This is a genomic window from Aquimarina gracilis (assembly GCF_035285365.1).
Classification (GTDB): Bacteria; Bacteroidota; Bacteroidia; order Flavobacteriales; family Flavobacteriaceae; genus Aquimarina; species Aquimarina gracilis.
The window spans coordinates 149,163-167,851 of the sequence record NZ_JAYKLX010000005.1; the positions used below are offsets into that span (position 1 = coordinate 149,163).

10 protein-coding genes are annotated in these 18,689 nt (G+C 34.3%); 3 read left to right on the plus strand and 7 right to left on the minus strand.

The window, feature by feature from the left end:
• Window positions 1-73: 73 nt before the first annotated feature.
• The 6 genes from U6A24_RS11270 to ccsA form a co-directional block, all read right to left on the minus strand.
• Complete coding sequence (locus tag U6A24_RS11270) at window positions 74-799, minus strand: hypothetical protein (protein ID WP_324180075.1); 726 nt, start codon at window positions 797-799, stop codon at window positions 74-76.
• Complete coding sequence (locus tag U6A24_RS11275; protein WP_324180076.1) at window positions 786-6,413, minus strand: hypothetical protein; 5,628 nt, start codon at window positions 6,411-6,413, stop codon at window positions 786-788. Before U6A24_RS11275 ends, U6A24_RS11270 begins: the two co-directional genes overlap by 14 nt.
• Before the next feature lie 8 nt (window positions 6,414-6,421).
• Complete coding sequence (locus U6A24_RS11280) at window positions 6,422-7,045, minus strand: hypothetical protein (protein ID WP_324180077.1); 624 nt, start codon at window positions 7,043-7,045, stop codon at window positions 6,422-6,424.
• On the minus strand, window positions 7,023-7,574 hold the full coding sequence (locus U6A24_RS11285) for an OmpH family outer membrane protein (RefSeq protein WP_324180078.1): 552 nt from the start codon (window positions 7,572-7,574) through the stop codon (window positions 7,023-7,025). The genes U6A24_RS11280 and U6A24_RS11285 overlap by 23 nt, the downstream gene beginning before the upstream one ends.
• Window positions 7,575-7,620: 46 nt before the next feature.
• On the minus strand, window positions 7,621-11,994 hold the full coding sequence (locus U6A24_RS11290) for a leucine-rich repeat domain-containing protein (RefSeq protein WP_324180079.1): 4,374 nt from the start codon (window positions 11,992-11,994) through the stop codon (window positions 7,621-7,623).
• 478 nt (window positions 11,995-12,472) lie between these two features.
• On the minus strand, window positions 12,473-15,640 hold the full coding sequence (gene ccsA / locus U6A24_RS11295; protein WP_324180080.1) for a cytochrome c biogenesis protein CcsA: 3,168 nt from the start codon (window positions 15,638-15,640) through the stop codon (window positions 12,473-12,475).
• 138 nt (window positions 15,641-15,778) lie between these two features.
• On the opposite strand from ccsA, the gene U6A24_RS11300 reads away from it, so the two are divergent.
• Genes U6A24_RS11300 through U6A24_RS11310 form a run of 3 tightly spaced genes read left to right on the plus strand, consistent with a single transcriptional unit; the run spans window position 15,779 to window position 17,635 of the window.
• Entirely contained in the window at window positions 15,779-16,543 is a 765-nt protein-coding gene (locus tag U6A24_RS11300) for a Rossmann-like and DUF2520 domain-containing protein (RefSeq protein ID WP_324180081.1), read from the plus strand.
• Entirely contained in the window at window positions 16,527-17,051 is a 525-nt protein-coding gene (locus tag U6A24_RS11305) for a KdsC family phosphatase (protein WP_324180082.1), read from the plus strand. The genes U6A24_RS11300 and U6A24_RS11305 overlap by 17 nt, the downstream gene beginning before the upstream one ends.
• Window positions 17,052-17,062: 11 nt before the next feature.
• A complete protein-coding gene (locus tag U6A24_RS11310; RefSeq protein WP_324180083.1) occupies window positions 17,063-17,635 on the plus strand; it encodes a non-canonical purine NTP diphosphatase in 573 nt (190 codons plus the stop codon).
• Here U6A24_RS11310 and U6A24_RS11315 read toward each other — a convergent pair.
• Window positions 17,632-18,132 (minus strand): CPBP family intramembrane glutamic endopeptidase, encoded by a 501-nt coding sequence (locus U6A24_RS11315; RefSeq protein WP_324180084.1) that lies wholly within the window; start codon window positions 18,130-18,132, stop codon window positions 17,632-17,634. The two genes, U6A24_RS11310 and U6A24_RS11315, sit on opposite strands and share 4 nt — an antisense overlap.
• Window positions 18,133-18,689: the final 557 nt, after the last annotated feature.

Below are 18,689 nucleotides of genomic sequence, written 5' to 3' on the forward strand. Positions count from 1 at the left end.
AAAAGTTATCCGATAGATTTTATATATTAATTAAACATATTCGTTTGCACGATTATTCCCCAATACAAAATCATCATTTGTTTTTTCTATTATTTATAATTTCAAAATTCTTATAAGCAGGTTTAAGTTCTGTTCCATTAAAAACATAATTCAACGGCTCTTTAATTTTGTTGTTACTATTGTAATCGACAACCTCATAATAAACCACTTGCTTTTTGATTTTGCTTTTTTTATTGAATCTATTTTCTACACTTATGACCCTTTTGGACTCTAAATCATATACCAAAACTTGTTTTAAAAGTCCCGTCTTTTTTTCAAAATCTTTATTCGGAAATATGATAATCTCTTGTTGATTTTCTTTTGTGTCGCATGTAATAGAACTGGAAGATTTCAGAAGTGACCTTTCAATATCCAGGAACTTTTTCTGTGAATTATTATCTGAAAACAGTCGAGGATCAGAATCGTTCCAATAAATAATATTTGCTTTAGGCAATACTACAAACATCTCTTCTTGATTTCCATATATTTTCATATTCTCGTCATTCATCATCACTTTATCTCCAGAAATGAGCATTTCTGTAGTTGTTGATGAAGTTGGAACTTTATACTCTTCAAAAAAAACTGTATTTGTACTATACTTCATATAATATACTTGGTTGTTCTTGGGTGATAGAATTTTCTCCATATCATCCAGGTAACTAATTATCTTACCTTTACATGTATTTGAAGTTTCATTTTGAGCAAATCCAAAGTGAAAACAACAAATCATTATCCATACTATAATCTTAAATTCTCTCACGACTTTCTTTTGGTAAATTATATTGCGTTTCTGTAATTATTTTCAAGCCTTTCTCTGTTTCAATTAGTTTTCTTACCAATTGTCCCTCTCCATTATATTGATAGAACAAACCAAAATGTTGATCATCAAATAAGGTTAATAATCGAAGTGATTTTACATCATAAACATAACTTGTGGTTTGAGCTTCTTTAGGATTAAACTTAACATCGTCCAAATAAGCCTCTGGGTTTTCAAAACTTAAAGTCGCTAAAACTTCTTGTCCCGAAACAAATGCTTGTGGAGTAATGAATACCCTGTATAATGTCCATTCACCAGTCTTGGCCATGAATTCTGGAGTAAATACGTTACCATTTACATCAACTTGGGGATTCATCAAATCCTCATTTGATTTGGTCCAAAACTTAAGCCATCCTCCAGTAGTAGTAAGTAATTCGCGTGCTACTACATTTTTAATAAGGCTTTCTCCAGATATAATTTGTTTAGAATATATTCCTGAATGTGCAGTATTATTCACTAACCCAGTAATTGTTCCTACTTTATCTTCAAAATGTTCAAAATATACTTCGTCGTAAGTAGCATTTTTAGCAATCATTGTCGGTAATGTAAAATTGTACCCATATTTTGCAGCACTAGGTACCCCAAGAACATCTCGTTCTTCGAGTGAAACACCGTTTGGCGAATACTTTGTTACTTCATTTAGTTTTACCCATTGTTGATCTTGTACATCACTTTTGTAATTGAATGGAGTAAAGTTTTCTACAATTCCTCCTTCATAAATTTTTCCGTTATCGGTATTACGATCGGAAGATTTTTTTACATCACCTTTAAAAGCGTAGCTTTCATGCATTCTAAATACTGAAGAGTTACCCAAAGAGCCATAAACACTATTAACACTTTGGTTATTAACCCATTCTGTTACACCTGCCAATGTGTTATACGTATTAGCTCCTGCAGATATTATTTTATCGGTTTTAATAGTCCAATTACCATCCCGATCAATAGGATTGGCATTTGAACCATAGGTAACAATCTGACCAGAGCTCGCAAGAAGTTGGTTCGTATTGTTTGTAAGGTCGGACTTTTGTCCCATTCCCGAATAATTCCAATGTGCGGGAAGGTTAAGATTGTAAATAGAACCATCATGAACCTGATCTGAATTTGCAAGTTCTATACCGTGAAACGCATCATATGTTTTAGTTAGAACTGGGCGACCCGTGCCATAATCAAACGCCAAATTCTCTGTGGTGGATGCGATATTATCGGTATAAGTAACTGTTTTCTTTTGTATAACCGGGTACTTAATTACCTTCGAAGTGGCATACTTGGTAAGTAATTGTTCTTTATATCTAAACACTAAACCAAACGAAACAAAAATTGGTGGTGGTAACGTAAGTCCAACACTCACATCAATTTCAAATTCGAAGTCCAAATCTTTATTATCAATTCTGTACCCTTCTTGAGTAATATCCATTTCTTTTCCAGGAACATCCCATATGTATTTACCTGCACTTTCTCCATCAAACTCTGTAAAGAGTTTTACTTTTTCTCCAGGTTCATAATAATAGAAATCCTGACCAGAAGAAATGTAGCTTGTACTTCCAGGTACATAAGTACCTCCATAGGTTCTTACTGATTTGGGAGCACCGTGCATAGAATTCTGTATAAACCTGAACCCTTGTGATGCCCATGCCTTATCAAATCCATATGTAAAATATGGTGTTGGCAAATTCAACCTGTCGTCGTGTAAATTATCCTGTAAAACAGAGAATGACACTCCTCGTTCGGGTCTTACATCGGCAAAATCAAACTGTCGATCACCATTTTTATATATACTATAGTCGTACAATTTATCATATGGATAATCTTTACATGTAAAAAATTCATGAACGGTATACCCTGTTCCTGTTTTCCCAGTATGAATATTCTCTACCACTACTCTCGAATGCCCTACAGTAGCCGAGGGTAATAAGGATTCTCCAATTGGTCCTTCAGATTGTTCTTTATCTTTACCTGCAACTAGCCTATTAATCCAAGACTGATCTTTTTTAGGAAGAAAACCGACTAACGGATTTTCTTCTCTCATCTCTTGAGGTTCATTGGTTGCTACACCACTAGATCTTCCATCTTCTAATTCATATCTATATATTTGACCATAAGTGGCAGAATCTCCAGATTCTATTCCCTTATCATACATCAAAAGTTTTTTAACTCTTACCCCTCCACCTCTTTTTGCTTTGTTTATAGGAATCTTTAGGTATGAAAGCTGTGGATTTAAGCTCATACACACTTCATTTTTTCTAGGGAAAGACGTATTTATCCTTCTATCTGCCAATCCTTCTATACCATCTTGGGCATATTCTAAAGCATCTAATGCTTTACCTAAACTTGTGCTACCAATATCTCCGCAATTAAGAAGGTCATTATTGATTGCTGCTTCATACTTTCTTTCGAACGCACCTTCGCAACCTGCAGTATATTTACCCCATCTTTGTGTAATATAATAGTCATAACATGCCTGACGTGGTGTCAATCTATAATTGTTATCTTCTATGTGATTTTCTGTAAATCCTTCACCAATGTAATGCCCATTTGTTCTACCTTTTAGGGTTATTGAAATTGAACTTCCATTACAAGTAATATTCTTGACCTTTGCATATCCAGTGATATACTCAGATTTACAACCTAATAAATCTGCTCTATTATTCTCTAATGCATATAAGAGTTTAAAATATATTCGCTTGCGTACATCATCATCACCGCCACCATTAGCTCTTCCTTCTAAGAAATATTCATTAACTTTTTCACATAAACCATCAGAATACCCTCCAATATCCGATAAATCCAATGTATATGTTGGATCATCGTAAGAGTTTGAAGCACTCGTGAGACTCACCATCGCCATCGCATCTCTATCTTGTACATATAGATAATCCTTGCTTTCATATTCAACTAAAATCTCTCCTCCAGACGGCAAGACAATTTGTTTAAGTTGCCATGCAGCGGGATCAAATAATCTTGGTGAAATATCACCTTGGTAAGGCCATGTGATCAGATTTAAATGCCTATTCTCAGCACTATTAGTGTTTCCTTTAACATTGAATTGATTATACCCCCAAGCATCTAAAACATGTGGACCATAATCTGGGTTTTGAGCTGACAAAGAATATTGGGTAGACATTTGATGGTTAGCGGTATATTGATAACCAAATTTATAAGAACTGATTCTTGCATCTACCACTCCTTCAAATTCTGACCATACTTTCTTTAAAGTTAGTTTTCCACTGTTTGCAGATACTTTATTATTGGGATAGTTTCCGTTTACGTTATTTGGTAAATTTTGAATTAATGAATAATCATATTGAAAATTAGTAACCTGCAACGGCACATCCATTCTTGCCTTGGAAAACAATACTATTTTCTCTAGATACTCTAGTTCGTCTGTTCCTTTGGATCTTGCACTTTCGGAAGCTGGATCTATGGTTGCTGACAAATCTTCTGCGGCTAATCCATCTAATCGAGATTCCTGGGATCCTGATAGATAACTTGAACCATCTCCTGAAACTCCAAATCTTGCAGCGTTAGATTTATTGGTAACAAAATATGCTACATGCGTTTTTGTCTCTACTTTTTTCAAGTAAAAGACTTCTTTTTCTCCAGTTGATACATATCCTGTATCGTCCTTAACATCTGATATAGAGTTTTTGCTATAGTAAAGTCCATTGTATGGTATTCTCCAACGATACCATTTACCTTCTTCACTAGCTTCTCCATATTTCTTATGATATTCAAATGAGGTCCAACCTCCAAAATCACTATCATCTGGCCCTGCTTGTCCTAGATCAATATAATCAGGAGTGGTGATGACTTTTAATAATGAAGTATTCTCATAGGGCATCCTTCTTACTTCCCCTGTAACTCTTTCTTGAGCGCATACTTCTACCTCATAATTATCTTTCAGATAAGTTTCTGTATAAGCCAAATAATTTTTTTCAACAGTATCTTTATCGTCAACATCGAATGATAAGTTTGCCGTATTTTTAATCATCACTGGTTGTGAATACTCATACTTGATTCCAGATTCGTTGTAAATTTCAAAACCTCCAGAACTTAATTTTTCGATGTGTGATGAAGTATTCTGGTCAGATTTCAAAGATGCGTCAAAAAATGCTTTACCCTCGTCCTTAACAGCTGTACTCACTTGTTTAATACCAGGAAAATCTGGGTTTGCACCTAATTCTACATATGCAACATCATTGTTAGCAAAATTAACTTTACCTCCTTTATCTCCATAAAAACGATATTTTATATCACTATGAGATCCGCCACCTAAGTTAGCCCTAGATCTCATTTCTGAAGTACTTTTTCCAAAAGAAAGATTAACACCTACACCGATATTGGTTCCTACCATCCCTTCTAAACCAACTCCGTAAGTCTTGATGTTGTTTTTGGTATCATCGTTATTAGCGTATGCCCTCGGGCCATCTGCAAAGGCTCTAAATCCACCAGACAAACCTTCACCAGACAACATGTGATTATCAGGGCTACTAAAAGGAATACCTATAAAGAAATCCCTTCTATCGAAAGGTTGAGATTTCTCTGTAAAATAATCTGACCTTGCATTAACTGAAGAATTCAAATACCCTGAAGCATTTAAAGTCCTACGCGCAGCAGAATGGTTTAAAGAAAATGTTCCATAAACTCCACCCTCGATACCTACGGGTGCAACTGCCAAATTCACTTGCCCACCATAGCTCAGGTTTACATTGATCCCATTGAGTTTTGTTAGTGAAACAGATTGACCTACATCTGTAAATGATTGTAAACCAAAAGTAGAACCTAAATTAAGGCTTCCTCCTCCTCTTACTCCAGCAGCAACTCCACTCTTATCTCTAACCTGTTTACCGTTTTTCTTGGTCCTTGACTTTATTTTTGCCTTTTCATAAGACAAATCAGGAACACCGGTCTTTAAAAGAGCAAATGGATTTATTGCTGCACTAAAAGTTACTCCTGTGGGAGAACGATTAAGAGACAAGCTACCAAAACCCTTCGACAAACCTATAGAAGTTGTCCTGGATACTCCTTGGTAATTGTTATATCTAACATTTAAACCTGCACTTAAACTAAATTGTTCGCTACGACTACCGTCATCATTTTTCTTTGATTGACTAAAAACTTCTAAATTTGCTTTTCCGGATCCAGTCATGGTCCAACTCGGTCTGGTTTTATTATACACATCCACTGGAACATTGTTGTAATCATCAGGATATCCCCGAACGCTCGTATTAATGGCGCCTGGATTTAGTGTCCAACCATGGCCTACCCAAGAAGCTTCTTCCTCAGAAGAAGTACCACTATGGTATGATAATGACATTGCATATCCTCCTCCATCTGGACCAGGGATTTGAATTACTGGTAAATTGTAAGTGAAATTACCCGACAAAGGATCTACCAGATTAGTAGTAGCAACAGGCTCAAAACTTGAGAACTCTGGGGAACTTGGACCCGAGGTTAATGCATATAATGAACCTATAGATGGTACAAAAATCCCAATTAACATATCACATAACAAGAAATATGTAATGACTTTAATGTTCTTTTTACTTATTGAAATCATAAGTGCTCTTAATTAAAATTTAAATTTGGTAGATTGTTTATTTTTTTACTTTCAAAAACAAAGTGATTGATTCCTGTATCTAAAAATGTATCTTCAAATACAACATCTAGTTGTTCTGAATCCATTATTTCTTTTTCATCATCCGAAAACACCATGTAAATTGATCTTTTATTGACGATCTCATATGAATTTTCCATGGTAGTTAATACTGGCTTATACTTTTTTCCAGAGGTTGTCTTCAAGGTTAATATTTCTTTGATATTAAAACTTAGATCTCTAATTCTTGCCCCATACTCGGCCATGTTTGCAACGTCATAGTTACCTGCATTCATTGATTGATCATCATTACTTATGGTCAAAAGAAAAGTTCTAGAGTTCTTAAACTCAGAAATGTATTGATTCAAGTCTTTCATATTATCATTACTATCTTTCTTCATCTCATTAATCGCTAAATATTCTGGAGGTAAATATTTCATTGACAACAAAAAACCATTTGCTCTGTTTTTTTTCACAAACCCATTATCCATATCACCTAACCAGTGTAACAACTCTTCTTCATTATTGATTGTAGAGCTACAGCTGGTAAAAACCAACAGAAACATCACGATACTAGTCCTTAATCCCTTCAACATATTCTTTGTTTAATCCTTCTATAATTATTTCTGTGATATCTATACGATCAGAAGCATAAAGTATGTTTCCCGAACCAGTTACGCCTTCTATCAAATCGATATTATTAGCTTCAGCATAGCGTTTTACATAATCGTTGACTTTATTGTATACCCCTTGCAATAATTCTTCTTCTTGTACTTTTGCCTTATTTTCTATGGCTTTGCCAAGTTGAGCTGTTTTGGCTCTAAGTATTTCTAGTTCACCTTTTTTTACTTCCAACTCACTTTTAGATAATTTCTTCTTAATGATTTCAAGCTCATTGGATTTTGATTCGTAGGCCCTTTTTTGCTTTTCAAAGGTCTCGCTCATCTCTTTGGTTTTAATTTCATACAAGTCCTGAGCTTCCTTAAAACCATCATATTTTTCTAATACAAGCTGAGCATTTACAACGGCTATTTTCTTTACATTTCTTTGCTGAAGAAACAAATATGCTGAAAGTAAAATCACAACAATGGTGAATAAGAGATGTACTTTATTTATAATTTTCACTTTATTGATTTTATTATAATTAATTACTTGTAGGATTTATAACTACTTAAAATTCAGCAGTTCCACCACCACCTTCAGACTGAACTATTAAGAAATGTCCTTTAAATGATTTACCCTGTATGTTTAATATGAACTTATAAGAACCTGGATACCAGAAGGCGCCATCGACTTCAAAACCATTGATAGTTTGACTTGGTTGTACAATTTGACTACTTCTTGTAGTATTAGGAATTGGATTACCTTTTCCTAAACGACTTAGAATCGGACCTCCTTCTCCGCCAGAATTTACTGGAAAAAGGATTTCTAAAGTCGCTCCAGTTAAATCAATACCGTCTTTAACCAGAAGTCTTAACGGGCCGGCTGTAGAATCATATTGAACACCGTTTATTAAGTTCAATGTAAAAGGTACGTTTTGAATGGGCTTCTTATTTACAAAATATATTGTATTGTCTATGATACGATAAAACTCTGGAGAGAACTCCAGCCAATTAACACCATTTTGAACCTGAACATTTGACACCCCGGTGCTATTAACTGTAAACCTAAGATGTAAAGCAGTAGCATTTTGAGATGGTTTCACATTGATTAATACGATTTTATCCTCTCCGGTATCTGCTCCTAAATTCACCAATGTCTCGCTATCTGTATTACCACTTACCAAACCTGGAACTGTGATATCCCCAGAGACAATGTCAAAGTTAGAATTAGGTAACTCTACGGTATTTACGGTCACCTTCAATTCATTAACCGGAGCTGTCACAGATAATGTGATTGGGTTACGTTCTAAAGTCATACCTGTTACTACACTGTTGGTAGCTGTAAAATGATATACTCCTGCATCAGTATCGGCAGCATTGCCAATTATTAAGTCTTTATTAGTTGCTCCTACTATGGCTACCCCATCTTTAAACCATTGATAACTATTACTGCTACTAATTAAATCATTGCTTGTTAAGGTAATTGAGCCATTTGCAGCTATTGATTGATTTTCAACACCATCTACTTTAGCTTGTGGCGCATATTTGAAATTGGAGCCCAATCCCGTAACGTAATCATTAAAGTGATTTTCAAATGAGAAGAATTTAAATTCATTTTGATCTAACCCAAGTTCTGTTAGGTTTGTAAAGTCATTAACATTAACCATAAATAATGAAGAAAATCTATTGTTTGCCAAGTTTAACTTTGATAAAGATGTAAAAGAGGCAAATTCCTGTAAAGAGATTACACCTTCAAAATTATTATTAGAAACGTCAAAAGTTTCTATAGCAGATAATAGATACATATCTTCTGGAAGTAACCCCGAGAACTCATTTGAAGATAGATTCAAATAAGTAAGAGAGCTTAAATTTTCTCCTATATTTTCAAGAATAACCTCTCCAGAAAAACTGTTGTTACTCGCATTTAAATAGGTAAGATTATTTAATTGTCTTCCAAAATTTAAACTTCCAGAAAAATTATTATTGCTTACATTTAATACTTTCAACTTTCTAAGAATCAAATCGCTTAATGAACCACTAAGATTGTTTTCTTGAACATTAAATGTTTCAAGGTTTGAAAGAAAATCAAAAACAACGGTAGAAACATCTCCTACAAGGTTATTATTTGATAATTCTAAACCAACAATTTTATCATTTACAACCGTTACACCATACCAATCGCAAATAGGAGCACTTGTTAACCAATTCGTATTATTGGTCCAGTTTGCCCCGCCTGTAACATTATAAAACTGCTCAAGAGCGTATTGTTCATCTGCAGTTGGTACTGCTGCACAAACGTTTGTTGCCGGGGTAACATTTAAAGTAATAGTATTCCGTTCAAGTGTTAAAGTAGTTACAACGCTATTAGTTGCGGTAAAATGATAAATTCCCGCATCTGTATCAGCGGCATTATTAATCACTAAATCTTTATTGGTAGCACCAGCAATAGCAACTCCATCTTTGTACCATTGGTAGGTGTTATTAACACTGGTTAAGTCTACACTCGATAATGTTATAGAATTTCCAACCTCTACAGATAAGCTTTGTATACTATCCACTTTAGATTGAGGTGAGAACTTGAAATTAGCACCAAGTTTAGTGGTATAATCTGCAAAGGATTGCTCTAAATTAGAGAACACAAAATTGTTTTCGCCTATCCAAAAATTATTGAAACTAACTAGGTTAACAAATTGAGCTGGAATATCGCCTGTAAATTGATTATCAGAAATATAGAATGCTTCAAGGTTCACAAGTTGACCTAACTCTGAAGGCAAATTTCCAGATAGTTCATTTTTAGATACATTTAAATCTCTAAGCTTTGAAAGTGTACTTAAAGAAACGGGTATGTTTCCATTCAATTTATTATCCCTAAGGTTAAGTATGGTAAGATTGGCCAATTGCCCAAGTTCTACTGGTATTGTACCAGAAAGATTATTTATGTCCAAAAACAAATATTGCAATTTTGTAAGACTACCTAAAGTATTTGGAATTGTCCCAGAAAAATTGTTACCTCTTAGATATAATACTGATAATTCAAGTAAACTTCCTAAAGTATTTGGAATATCCCCATTAATATTATTATAATTTAGATTAAGATAAGATAAGTTCAATAAATTACCGACGGTACTAGACAATGATCCCGTTAGATTATTACTTCTTAAATCTACACTTTTAACTTTTCCTTCTTCGACAGCGACTCCATACCACTCACAAACGGGTTTTGTAAGATCCCATGTGTTTGTCCAGTTAGCTCCATTTGTAGTATTGTATAAATCAACAAGCGCTTGCCTTTCTGTTTCAGAAACATTGCAAACATTATTTGCAGGTGAAACAGTAAGGGTTATATCGTTACGATAAATATTAAGACCAGAAACAACAGAGTTGGTTGCAAGTACTTTGTATTTTGCTGCATCAGCCTCTGCTGCATTAGAAATGACATATTCTTTGCTTGTTGCTCCAGGTATTACGGCATTATTTTTATACCATTGATATGAGTTATTAGGGCTGTTAAAGGCATTTGACGTTAAAGTAATAGTTTCTCCAACAGTAACATCCAATGTCTCTTCAATGTCAGCTTTCTGCTGCTGATTGTATGTAAAACTTGATATATTATTAAAGGCTGTAAAGTTGGATTCAAAGTCTGAAAAGACAAATTTGTTACCCGAGATTCCAAATGCTGTAAGATTAGGAAGCGCACTAATACTAACCGGCACTGAACCAGAAAGGTTGTTCCCATAAACATACAATGCCTTTAAATTGATGAGTTGTCCAAAAGTTTCAGGGATTGCACCGGTGAACTCGTTGTTATGAAAATGTGCATGCTCTAATGTAGATAATTGACCTAATTCTGGAGGGAAACTTCCAGAAAGTTGATTTCCATCTAAACTAATACGTTTAATTACTGGTAATAATCCTAATTCTGCTGGTAAAGATCCTGTGAGTTGATTCTTACCTAATTGTAAATTTTCTAATTTTGCTAATTGACCAAACTCAGCCGGGATACTTCCAGTAAGCTGATTATCATAAAAATACAATCTGATTACATTTACCAATTGCCCTAATTCCCTTGGAATCGAACCTGTTAACTGATTACCATTAAAACTAAGAGAATATAAGTTTGTTAACTGCCCTAATTGTGGTGGAATAGAACCTGTAAGTTGATTCCCAGCAAACGACAATGCTCCTAATTTAATAGCGTTACCCAATTCTGGAGGTATAACACCAGACAGATTATTATTGGTAAATGACAACCTTGTCAATTTTGGCATTTGACCAAATTCTGGAGGAATATTTCCGGTAAGCCGATTACCCGAAAAATACAAAGTAACTAAGTTAGGAAGCTGAGTAATTTCTACAGGTATATTTCCCGATAGTTCATTATATGATAAACTAACATAGACAAGATTAGACAATTGCCCTATCTCAGGAGGAATAGGTCCAGAAAAGTTATTCCCATCAAAATAAAGATAGGTAATTTTGGACGCATTAAGCAATTTCAGAATTGGAATAGCCCCGGTAAATTCATTATTACTTAAATGAATAGCTTGCAATTTTGTAAGATGAATGAGACTATCTGGCAATTCCCCTCCTATATCATTACCACTAAGAACTAGCTTGTTCATATCGGTAAACGTTCCTAAAGAAGGAGGTAAAACACCTGTAAGGTTATTCTTGAACATATCCAATTGTACAACCTTGCCATTTGTCACGTAAACCCCATACCAATCTGTAACTTGTGAATTAGGATCGTTTATCTGCCATGGTCGATTTCCTTCTAAAGTGTTTTTCCAGTTATCACCATTTGTAGCGTTGTAAAAATCAACTAAGGCTTGACGTTCTTCTGCTGAAACCTGAGCTCGAACATTTGTACTCAATAGAAATGATAAACATAAAATCAATACAAATACAATAGAGCCCCCATTGCGTGTGGTTGTTTGCTTCATTTAGATATATTTTGGTCTATTAGTTATTCCCCCGTTTAAAAAATAAACAATACCTTCTATCCCCTGAACGACAAAGTCATTCAAGGATAATGTGCATACAAAAAACTGTATGATCACATAATCAAAAAAAATAGTTTTATTTAAAAGTGTTCATGCAACACATGAAACTTTCTTTAAGGTAGGCATGTAAAAAATCAATGTCTCTGCATCAATTCAATTACGGTGCAAACATAATACTTTTTGATTTAAAAAAAGTAACAAAACGTTAACTTAAGTTTAAGTTAAAAAAATCATAACAAAAATTAAGCATAAGTACACTGATTTCCAAAAGTTTAAAACAGTTGTGATCGAGTGTTAAAATTATCTTAAAATCATTTGCTTTTTTTAACATGACAAACGGCAAAACCATTAACCGATAATAGATGCAATTAATCGACAAAAATTAAAGTAGAAAAATGATAAAAAAATCCAGAATTGCTTACTCAGTGACCTCTTTTTTCTTATAGTGAACCTTATTTCTCCAATAAGAAAGCCCCCCTAGAATAATCAAAAATGCTATAGAATAATAAACAGAATTTGGAGTTATGACTTTATCTCCACTAGCATAAGAGTGCAATCCTTTCAAATAAAAGTTCACTCCAAAATACGTCATTAACACACTATAAATAGCAATGACTGATGCCAAATTGAACCACCATCTACCTCGTAGACCAGGAACCAGGCGCATGTGAATCACAAATGCATAAACCATTATACTTATGAGTGCCCAAGTTTCTTTGGGGTCCCATCCCCAATAGCGTCCCCAGCTTTCATTAGCCCACATACCCCCTAAGAAGTTACCAATAGTAAGCATTACCAGTCCAATGGTGAGCGCCATTTCATTAATAATGGTTATCTCTTTGATATTAAGGTCCATCCTTTTCTTATTAGATTTTGTTGTTAGCATAATCAACAACAAAGAAAGAATACCCAGAATGGCACCGACAAAGAAAGGCCCATAACTACCCACAATAATAGATACATGAATCAGCACCCAATAAGAATCTAATACAGGTTGCAAGTTAGCAATCGCCGGATCTGTCCAGTTTTCATGTGCAAAAAACAATATAATCGCAGCAACAAATGTGGTCGCTGCTATGGTAAGGTTGCTACGTTTTCCAAAAGCTAATCCTATAGCCAATGTCATCCATGCTACATAAATCATAGACTCATAAGCATCGCTCCATGGAGCGTGACCAGACACATACCAACGGATAATTAATCCAGCTGTGTGCGATATAAACAGTAAAATAACGAGACCAATGGTTCCAAAAATCAAAGCTCTAATTACCTTAGACTCTTTAAAAATCCTAAAGATTACAAAGATCATTAAAAGCAATCCAATCAAACCATAATACCTATATAATGTTCTGAAGATATCATACTTATTTAAAGCAATTTCGGCTTTAACTTTTTTGTCTGTGGGCAATACTTCACTACCAAATTTTCGCTGAAAACTCTTTATGCTTTCAACATATTGATTAGGTTTACTATAATCTCCTGTTGTTCTAGCTTCCCGTAGAGACTGACGGTAAATTGGGATGATCTGTCTTGTATACACAGAATCCATACCACTAAACTTGAATTCATTAAGTTCTGGCATAGAAACCCATTTATTTCCTTCATCACCAGGAACAGGAAATACTTTTAAAATTCCACCACCCAAAGCTTGATTAAGCAAATAAAACTTCTCGTGGGTTTTAAGAAAATCCTTCTCAAAGCTACTAGGCGTATTGGTACTACTTGCTCTTTCGAGATATGGCGCCAACTTATAACTCCCATCAGGTTCTACCAAATCGATTAGAGAAACTCGTCTTTCGGATTTGGGAACTCCTAAAATTTTGCGAATACTGTCATTTTCTCTTTTAATTTCTATAATAGGAACACTATACCAGATAAAAGGATTTTCTACCATAGAAACAAACACCTGATCAGCATTTAATCCCTCATAGCTATCTTTTTTGCTAAGTTTACGAAGTAATTCTGAAGAAAATGTGTTTATTGGCTTCATCCTACCACGTTCATCCTGTATTACAATGCTTCCAAAATTTGCGGCATGTTCTTCACTCACAACATTCGCTTTTATTACAGAATCTAATTGTACTTTGGTTGGTAATGTCTGTAAATGATCCCCATGGGTAGAAATATCTTGTGCAAAAGAAAATGTCGAGATAAAAAGAGCCAACAGCATTGACAAAGAATTCTTTTTAGATTTTACTTTATTGAGCATAACTTCAAGATCTTTAAAACGTGACCCCCTGGTAAACAAAATCAACATTAATCCCAGATACAAAAGCATATATCCTGTATATGTTATCCAGGTTCCCCATCTGTCATGGTTTACAGATAATACCGTTCCTTTTTCATCGGGATCAAAAGAAGCCTGAAAAAATCGATACCCTTTATGATCCAAAACATGATTCATATAAATATCATAAGGTCTAGAATCATCTCCTTCAACAATATCTACTTTACTTTTAAAAGACTTATATACATTTTCTGTACCTGGATATTTCTCGGCTATGAAATCATTAAGTTTTAATGCAAATGGTAATTCTAATTGCTTTGACCCGTATTGAAAGTACATATCAAGGCCACCTAATGATATTTTGGTCATATCATTAAGATATCCTTTACCTCCAAGCAATTTTACTTCTTTGGTTTCTCCCTTGGTTGAAACATTAAAAATTAGCGCGTCTTGTTGGCCTTTATCTTTTACTTCAATAGGAACTACATCATATTTTCCTTTAATTACTGGTTCGGGAATAACAAATTGCATACCGGCAGTTTGATATAAGGACCTAAGCATTAACGGTTGAATACTATCCTTAAAAACTAATCCTTGAAATTGATCTGCCATCCTCATAAAGGAGCCTTCAAAAGGAGATTGTATAAAATACTCGTCATTCGCATAGGTAATATTAATAGCTCCGTCGGTAGGTCGATTAAAAGCTATTAAAACATTATGAATATTCGAGATTTCACCCTCTTTAAGAAAATGATCATGACGATCACCATCTCCTGCCTCAACAATTTTCAAGTACCTTTCACCATCTTCTGATTCAAGCAATCCCATTTCGGCTCCCATTATAAAATCTTTATATTCGATGGTAACCGGCTGCTCATTATAATCGGTATTGATGGTAAAGTTATTATTAGTAGCTTCAGCAAGCTCAAACGCTTCAGAAATAATTCTTCTTCGAGGCTCTCCATTGATTTCACCATCCAGGAAAATGGTCAAATATGTTTTTTCAGAAAGAAATTTTGAAGTTGTTTCTCCCTCTCTAATTGGCATTACTCCTTCATAACTTATGTAACGTGTTACAAATGCGCCAACAATGATTAGAATAAAAGATAAATGGAGTAATAAAGTTGCCCACTTTTCCCTTTTGTAAAGCTTATACCTAACAATGTTTCCACAAAAATTAATGGCAAAAAAAACCATGATAGCTTCAAACCACCAGGTATTATAAATCCAAATTCTTGCTGCCGTGGTGCCATAAGCGTCTTCTAAGAACGTACCCACTCCCATCGAGGCCGCAAAAACTATAAACAAAACTGCCATTAATCGCGTCGAGAACAAAATACTTGCTAGTTTATCCTGCATATTACCTTTCTTTTTTTTGCTCGGCAAATTTAGTGTTTTTGAAAGGATAAAGTATCATTATTAAGTTTTGATTTATGTGTTTTAACAGAAGTGTTAATCTTGTTCATTTTTTTAAGGGAACTTCCTTATTTTAGCCAAATGATTAGAGTTGTTATTCTTGGTGCCGGAAATGTAGCCCAACACCTATATGCTGCCTTTTTGAAGCAAAAATCTATTAACGTTATACAGTGCTATAACCGAAAAGGAGTATTATTACATCCTAATCAGAACAAAAATACTATCACTCAAGATATTAACCTGCTTAAAGAAGCAGACATTTATGTGTTAGCTGTAAGTGATGATGCCATTAAAAAAGTTGCACTTCAGCTTCCATTTAAGGGAAAACTTGTAGTACACACTTCAGGAAGCGTACCTATAGAAATGCTTGATAATTCTAATAAAAAAGGGGTATTTTACCCATTACAAACCTTCAGCAAAGATAAAGATGTTGACTTTAGTACAGTTCCGTTTTGTCTGGAAGCCGAAAATGAAGATGACTTAAAACTTCTTAAAGATCTGGCTGGATCATTATCAAAAAAGGTTTATAAAATTTCTTCAGAACAAAGAAATGTATTGCATGTTTCTGCTGTGTTCGTTAACAATTTTACAAACCACTTGTTTTCTGTTGGTAATGATATCTGCCAGGAACACAATATTCCTTTTGAAATCTTGCATCCCTTAATATTGGAAACTACCAATAAAATCACAAAAATGCCTCCTTCCGAAGCTCAAACGGGTCCAGCAATACGAAAAGATAATCAAACTATAGAAAGACATCTGAATATCTTATCACACGCTTCTCAAAAAGAATTATACAAAATCTTGACTAAAGCTATACAATCTAAATATGGAAAAAAGTTATAAAGAATACCTGCAACACATTACTACTTTTATTTTTGACGTCGATGGTGTACTTACTGATGGTACTGTAATCATTAATACCGAAGGAGAATTATTGAGAACTATGAGCATCAAAGATGGTTATGCATTGAAAACAGCAGTACAACAGGGATATAATGTATGTATAATTTCTGGAGGTAAAAATGAAGGTGTGCGCAAAAGACTAAAAGGTCTTGGGATTACCGATATTTATCTTGGTGCACATCATAAAGTTGAGCAACTTGATGAGTATTTGGATATTTACAATATTAAATCTGAAAATGTATTGTATATGGGGGATGATATTCCGGATATGCCCGTAATGCAAATGGTTGGCTTACCAACTTGCCCTCAAGATGCTGTTGCCGAAATTAAAGAAATTTCAAAATATGTGTCTTTTAAGAAGGGAGGAAAAGGATGTGTAAGAGATGTCATTGAACAAGTACTAAAAGTACAAGGAAAATGGATATCAGATTTTGATGCGGAAGCCTAATCACCAAACTTATGAAACTAGTTTTTGCGACAAATAATTATAATAAATTAAAGGAAGTCCAAGCTTTGCTTCCTTCTGAAATTAAACTTTTAAGTCTTGAAGACATAGGCTGTACAGAAGACATTCCTGAAACTTCACCTACTATTGAAGGTAATGCAGTGCAAAAGGCTCAATACATAAAACAGCACTATGGTCATGATTGTTTTGCCGATGATACGGGTCTAGAAGTTGATGTTCTCGATGGTGCTCCAGGGGTTTATTCTGCAAGATATGCTGGTCAAGCGAAGGATGCTCTTGCAAATATGAATAAGCTTCTAGATGAATTAGATCAAAAAGAAAATCGCAATGCCCAATTTAAAACGGTTATAGCATTAGAGTTAAATGGTAAGCTCGAAACATTTACCGGTATTTGTAAAGGAGAAATTACACTGGATAAAAAAGGGGATGGCGGATTTGGATACGATCCAATTTTTAAACCTACCGGATATTCAGAAACATTTGCAGAACTTCCTTTGATAGAAAAAAATAAAATAAGCCACCGGGGAAAAGCCGTACAATTGCTGATCGATTTTTTGCATCACTAATCTGCTCCGGGAAAAGCAAGCATCTCTCCCATTCCAACAGTAAATAACCAATTACCATAAATTGCATGTTCTATAGACACTAGGGTAGTTGATTTGGTTCTTTGAAATGTATATGCAAATAACAAACCTCCAATAAACGTAAGTACCTGAACCAGAAAGCTTCTTAAAAAAAGATGGGCCAAAGAGAAAAGAATAGCATTAATAAAAATAAATAACCACTTATTCTTAATTAACACTTCGTACCGATTGTAAAAAAAAGTTCTGTATATAATTTCCTGCGGCCACACCGATAAGAAAGTATAAACAAATAATATGATCACCCATAATTGTGGTTTCTTGATGAGAACCGAAAACAATTTATCTGGAGCAACAAAAAAAACGTAAAGCCCCGTCACTACCATAACAACTATCAACTTAATTACGGTCTCTCGCCAAAAGGGCTTCCAATAGGCTTTCTGTGGAAATGTTAACTTTAGTAATCCGTTTCTTTTTAGCATAATCAAAATGTATAAAAAACCTACTACTGTAAATATTATTTTAAGCACAGTAGGATATCTTACCAGAAAACTTAAAGGCAATAAAACAAAAAGAAGAAACAATTCAACACCCCTGTATAACGTCGTTTGCATCATGACATTTTTGCTCTAATTTCAGCATAAAAAATGAGATTGCTGTTAATTTAATAAAAAAAGCCCTTGGGGTGAGGGCTTTTTGATCTAGCTAACTCTAATTTTAGCTAAAAGTTCTATAGGGGCAATCAATATTCTTTTCAACTTGAAAAAAAGCCTCTGGGGGAAAGAGGCTTTTGTTAGGTTTAGGGAACAAATAATTCGGGGGAACTATTCTTTCATGGGGGCAAAAAAAGTTTAAAACAATTCCAATTTTTCTCTTACTCTTTTTGTTTCACATTTCAAAAGTAGGTTGATTTAGTATTTTTATCACAAAACCACAGTACAATAATAGATGTTTTATCGATAAAAATCAAATTATATCGATAAAAAACACAAAATAAACAAAAAATTGTCATTTCCAAGGATAAATAAGCACTGTTTTT

Bases quoted from the DNA above. Each gene is read 5' to 3' on its own strand.
- U6A24_RS11300 (WP_324180081.1), top strand. From the start codon at position 15,779: ATGATTAGAGTTGTTATTCTTGGTGCCGGAAATGTAGCCCAACACCTA.
- ccsA (WP_324180080.1), bottom strand. From the start codon at position 15,640: ATGCAGGATAAACTAGCAAGTATTTTGTTCTCGACGCGATTAATGGCA.
- U6A24_RS11305 (WP_324180082.1), top strand. From the start codon at position 16,527: ATGGAAAAAAGTTATAAAGAATACCTGCAACACATTACTACTTTTATT.
- U6A24_RS11310 (WP_324180083.1), top strand. From the start codon at position 17,063: ATGAAACTAGTTTTTGCGACAAATAATTATAATAAATTAAAGGAAGTC.
- U6A24_RS11290 (WP_324180079.1), bottom strand. From the start codon at position 11,994: ATGAAGCAAACAACCACACGCAATGGGGGCTCTATTGTATTTGTATTG.
- U6A24_RS11275 (WP_324180076.1), bottom strand. From the start codon at position 6,413: ATGATTTCAATAAGTAAAAAGAACATTAAAGTCATTACATATTTCTTG.
- U6A24_RS11315 (WP_324180084.1), bottom strand. From the start codon at position 18,132: ATGCTAAAAAGAAACGGATTACTAAAGTTAACATTTCCACAGAAAGCC.
- U6A24_RS11280 (WP_324180077.1), bottom strand. From the start codon at position 7,045: ATGTTGAAGGGATTAAGGACTAGTATCGTGATGTTTCTGTTGGTTTTT.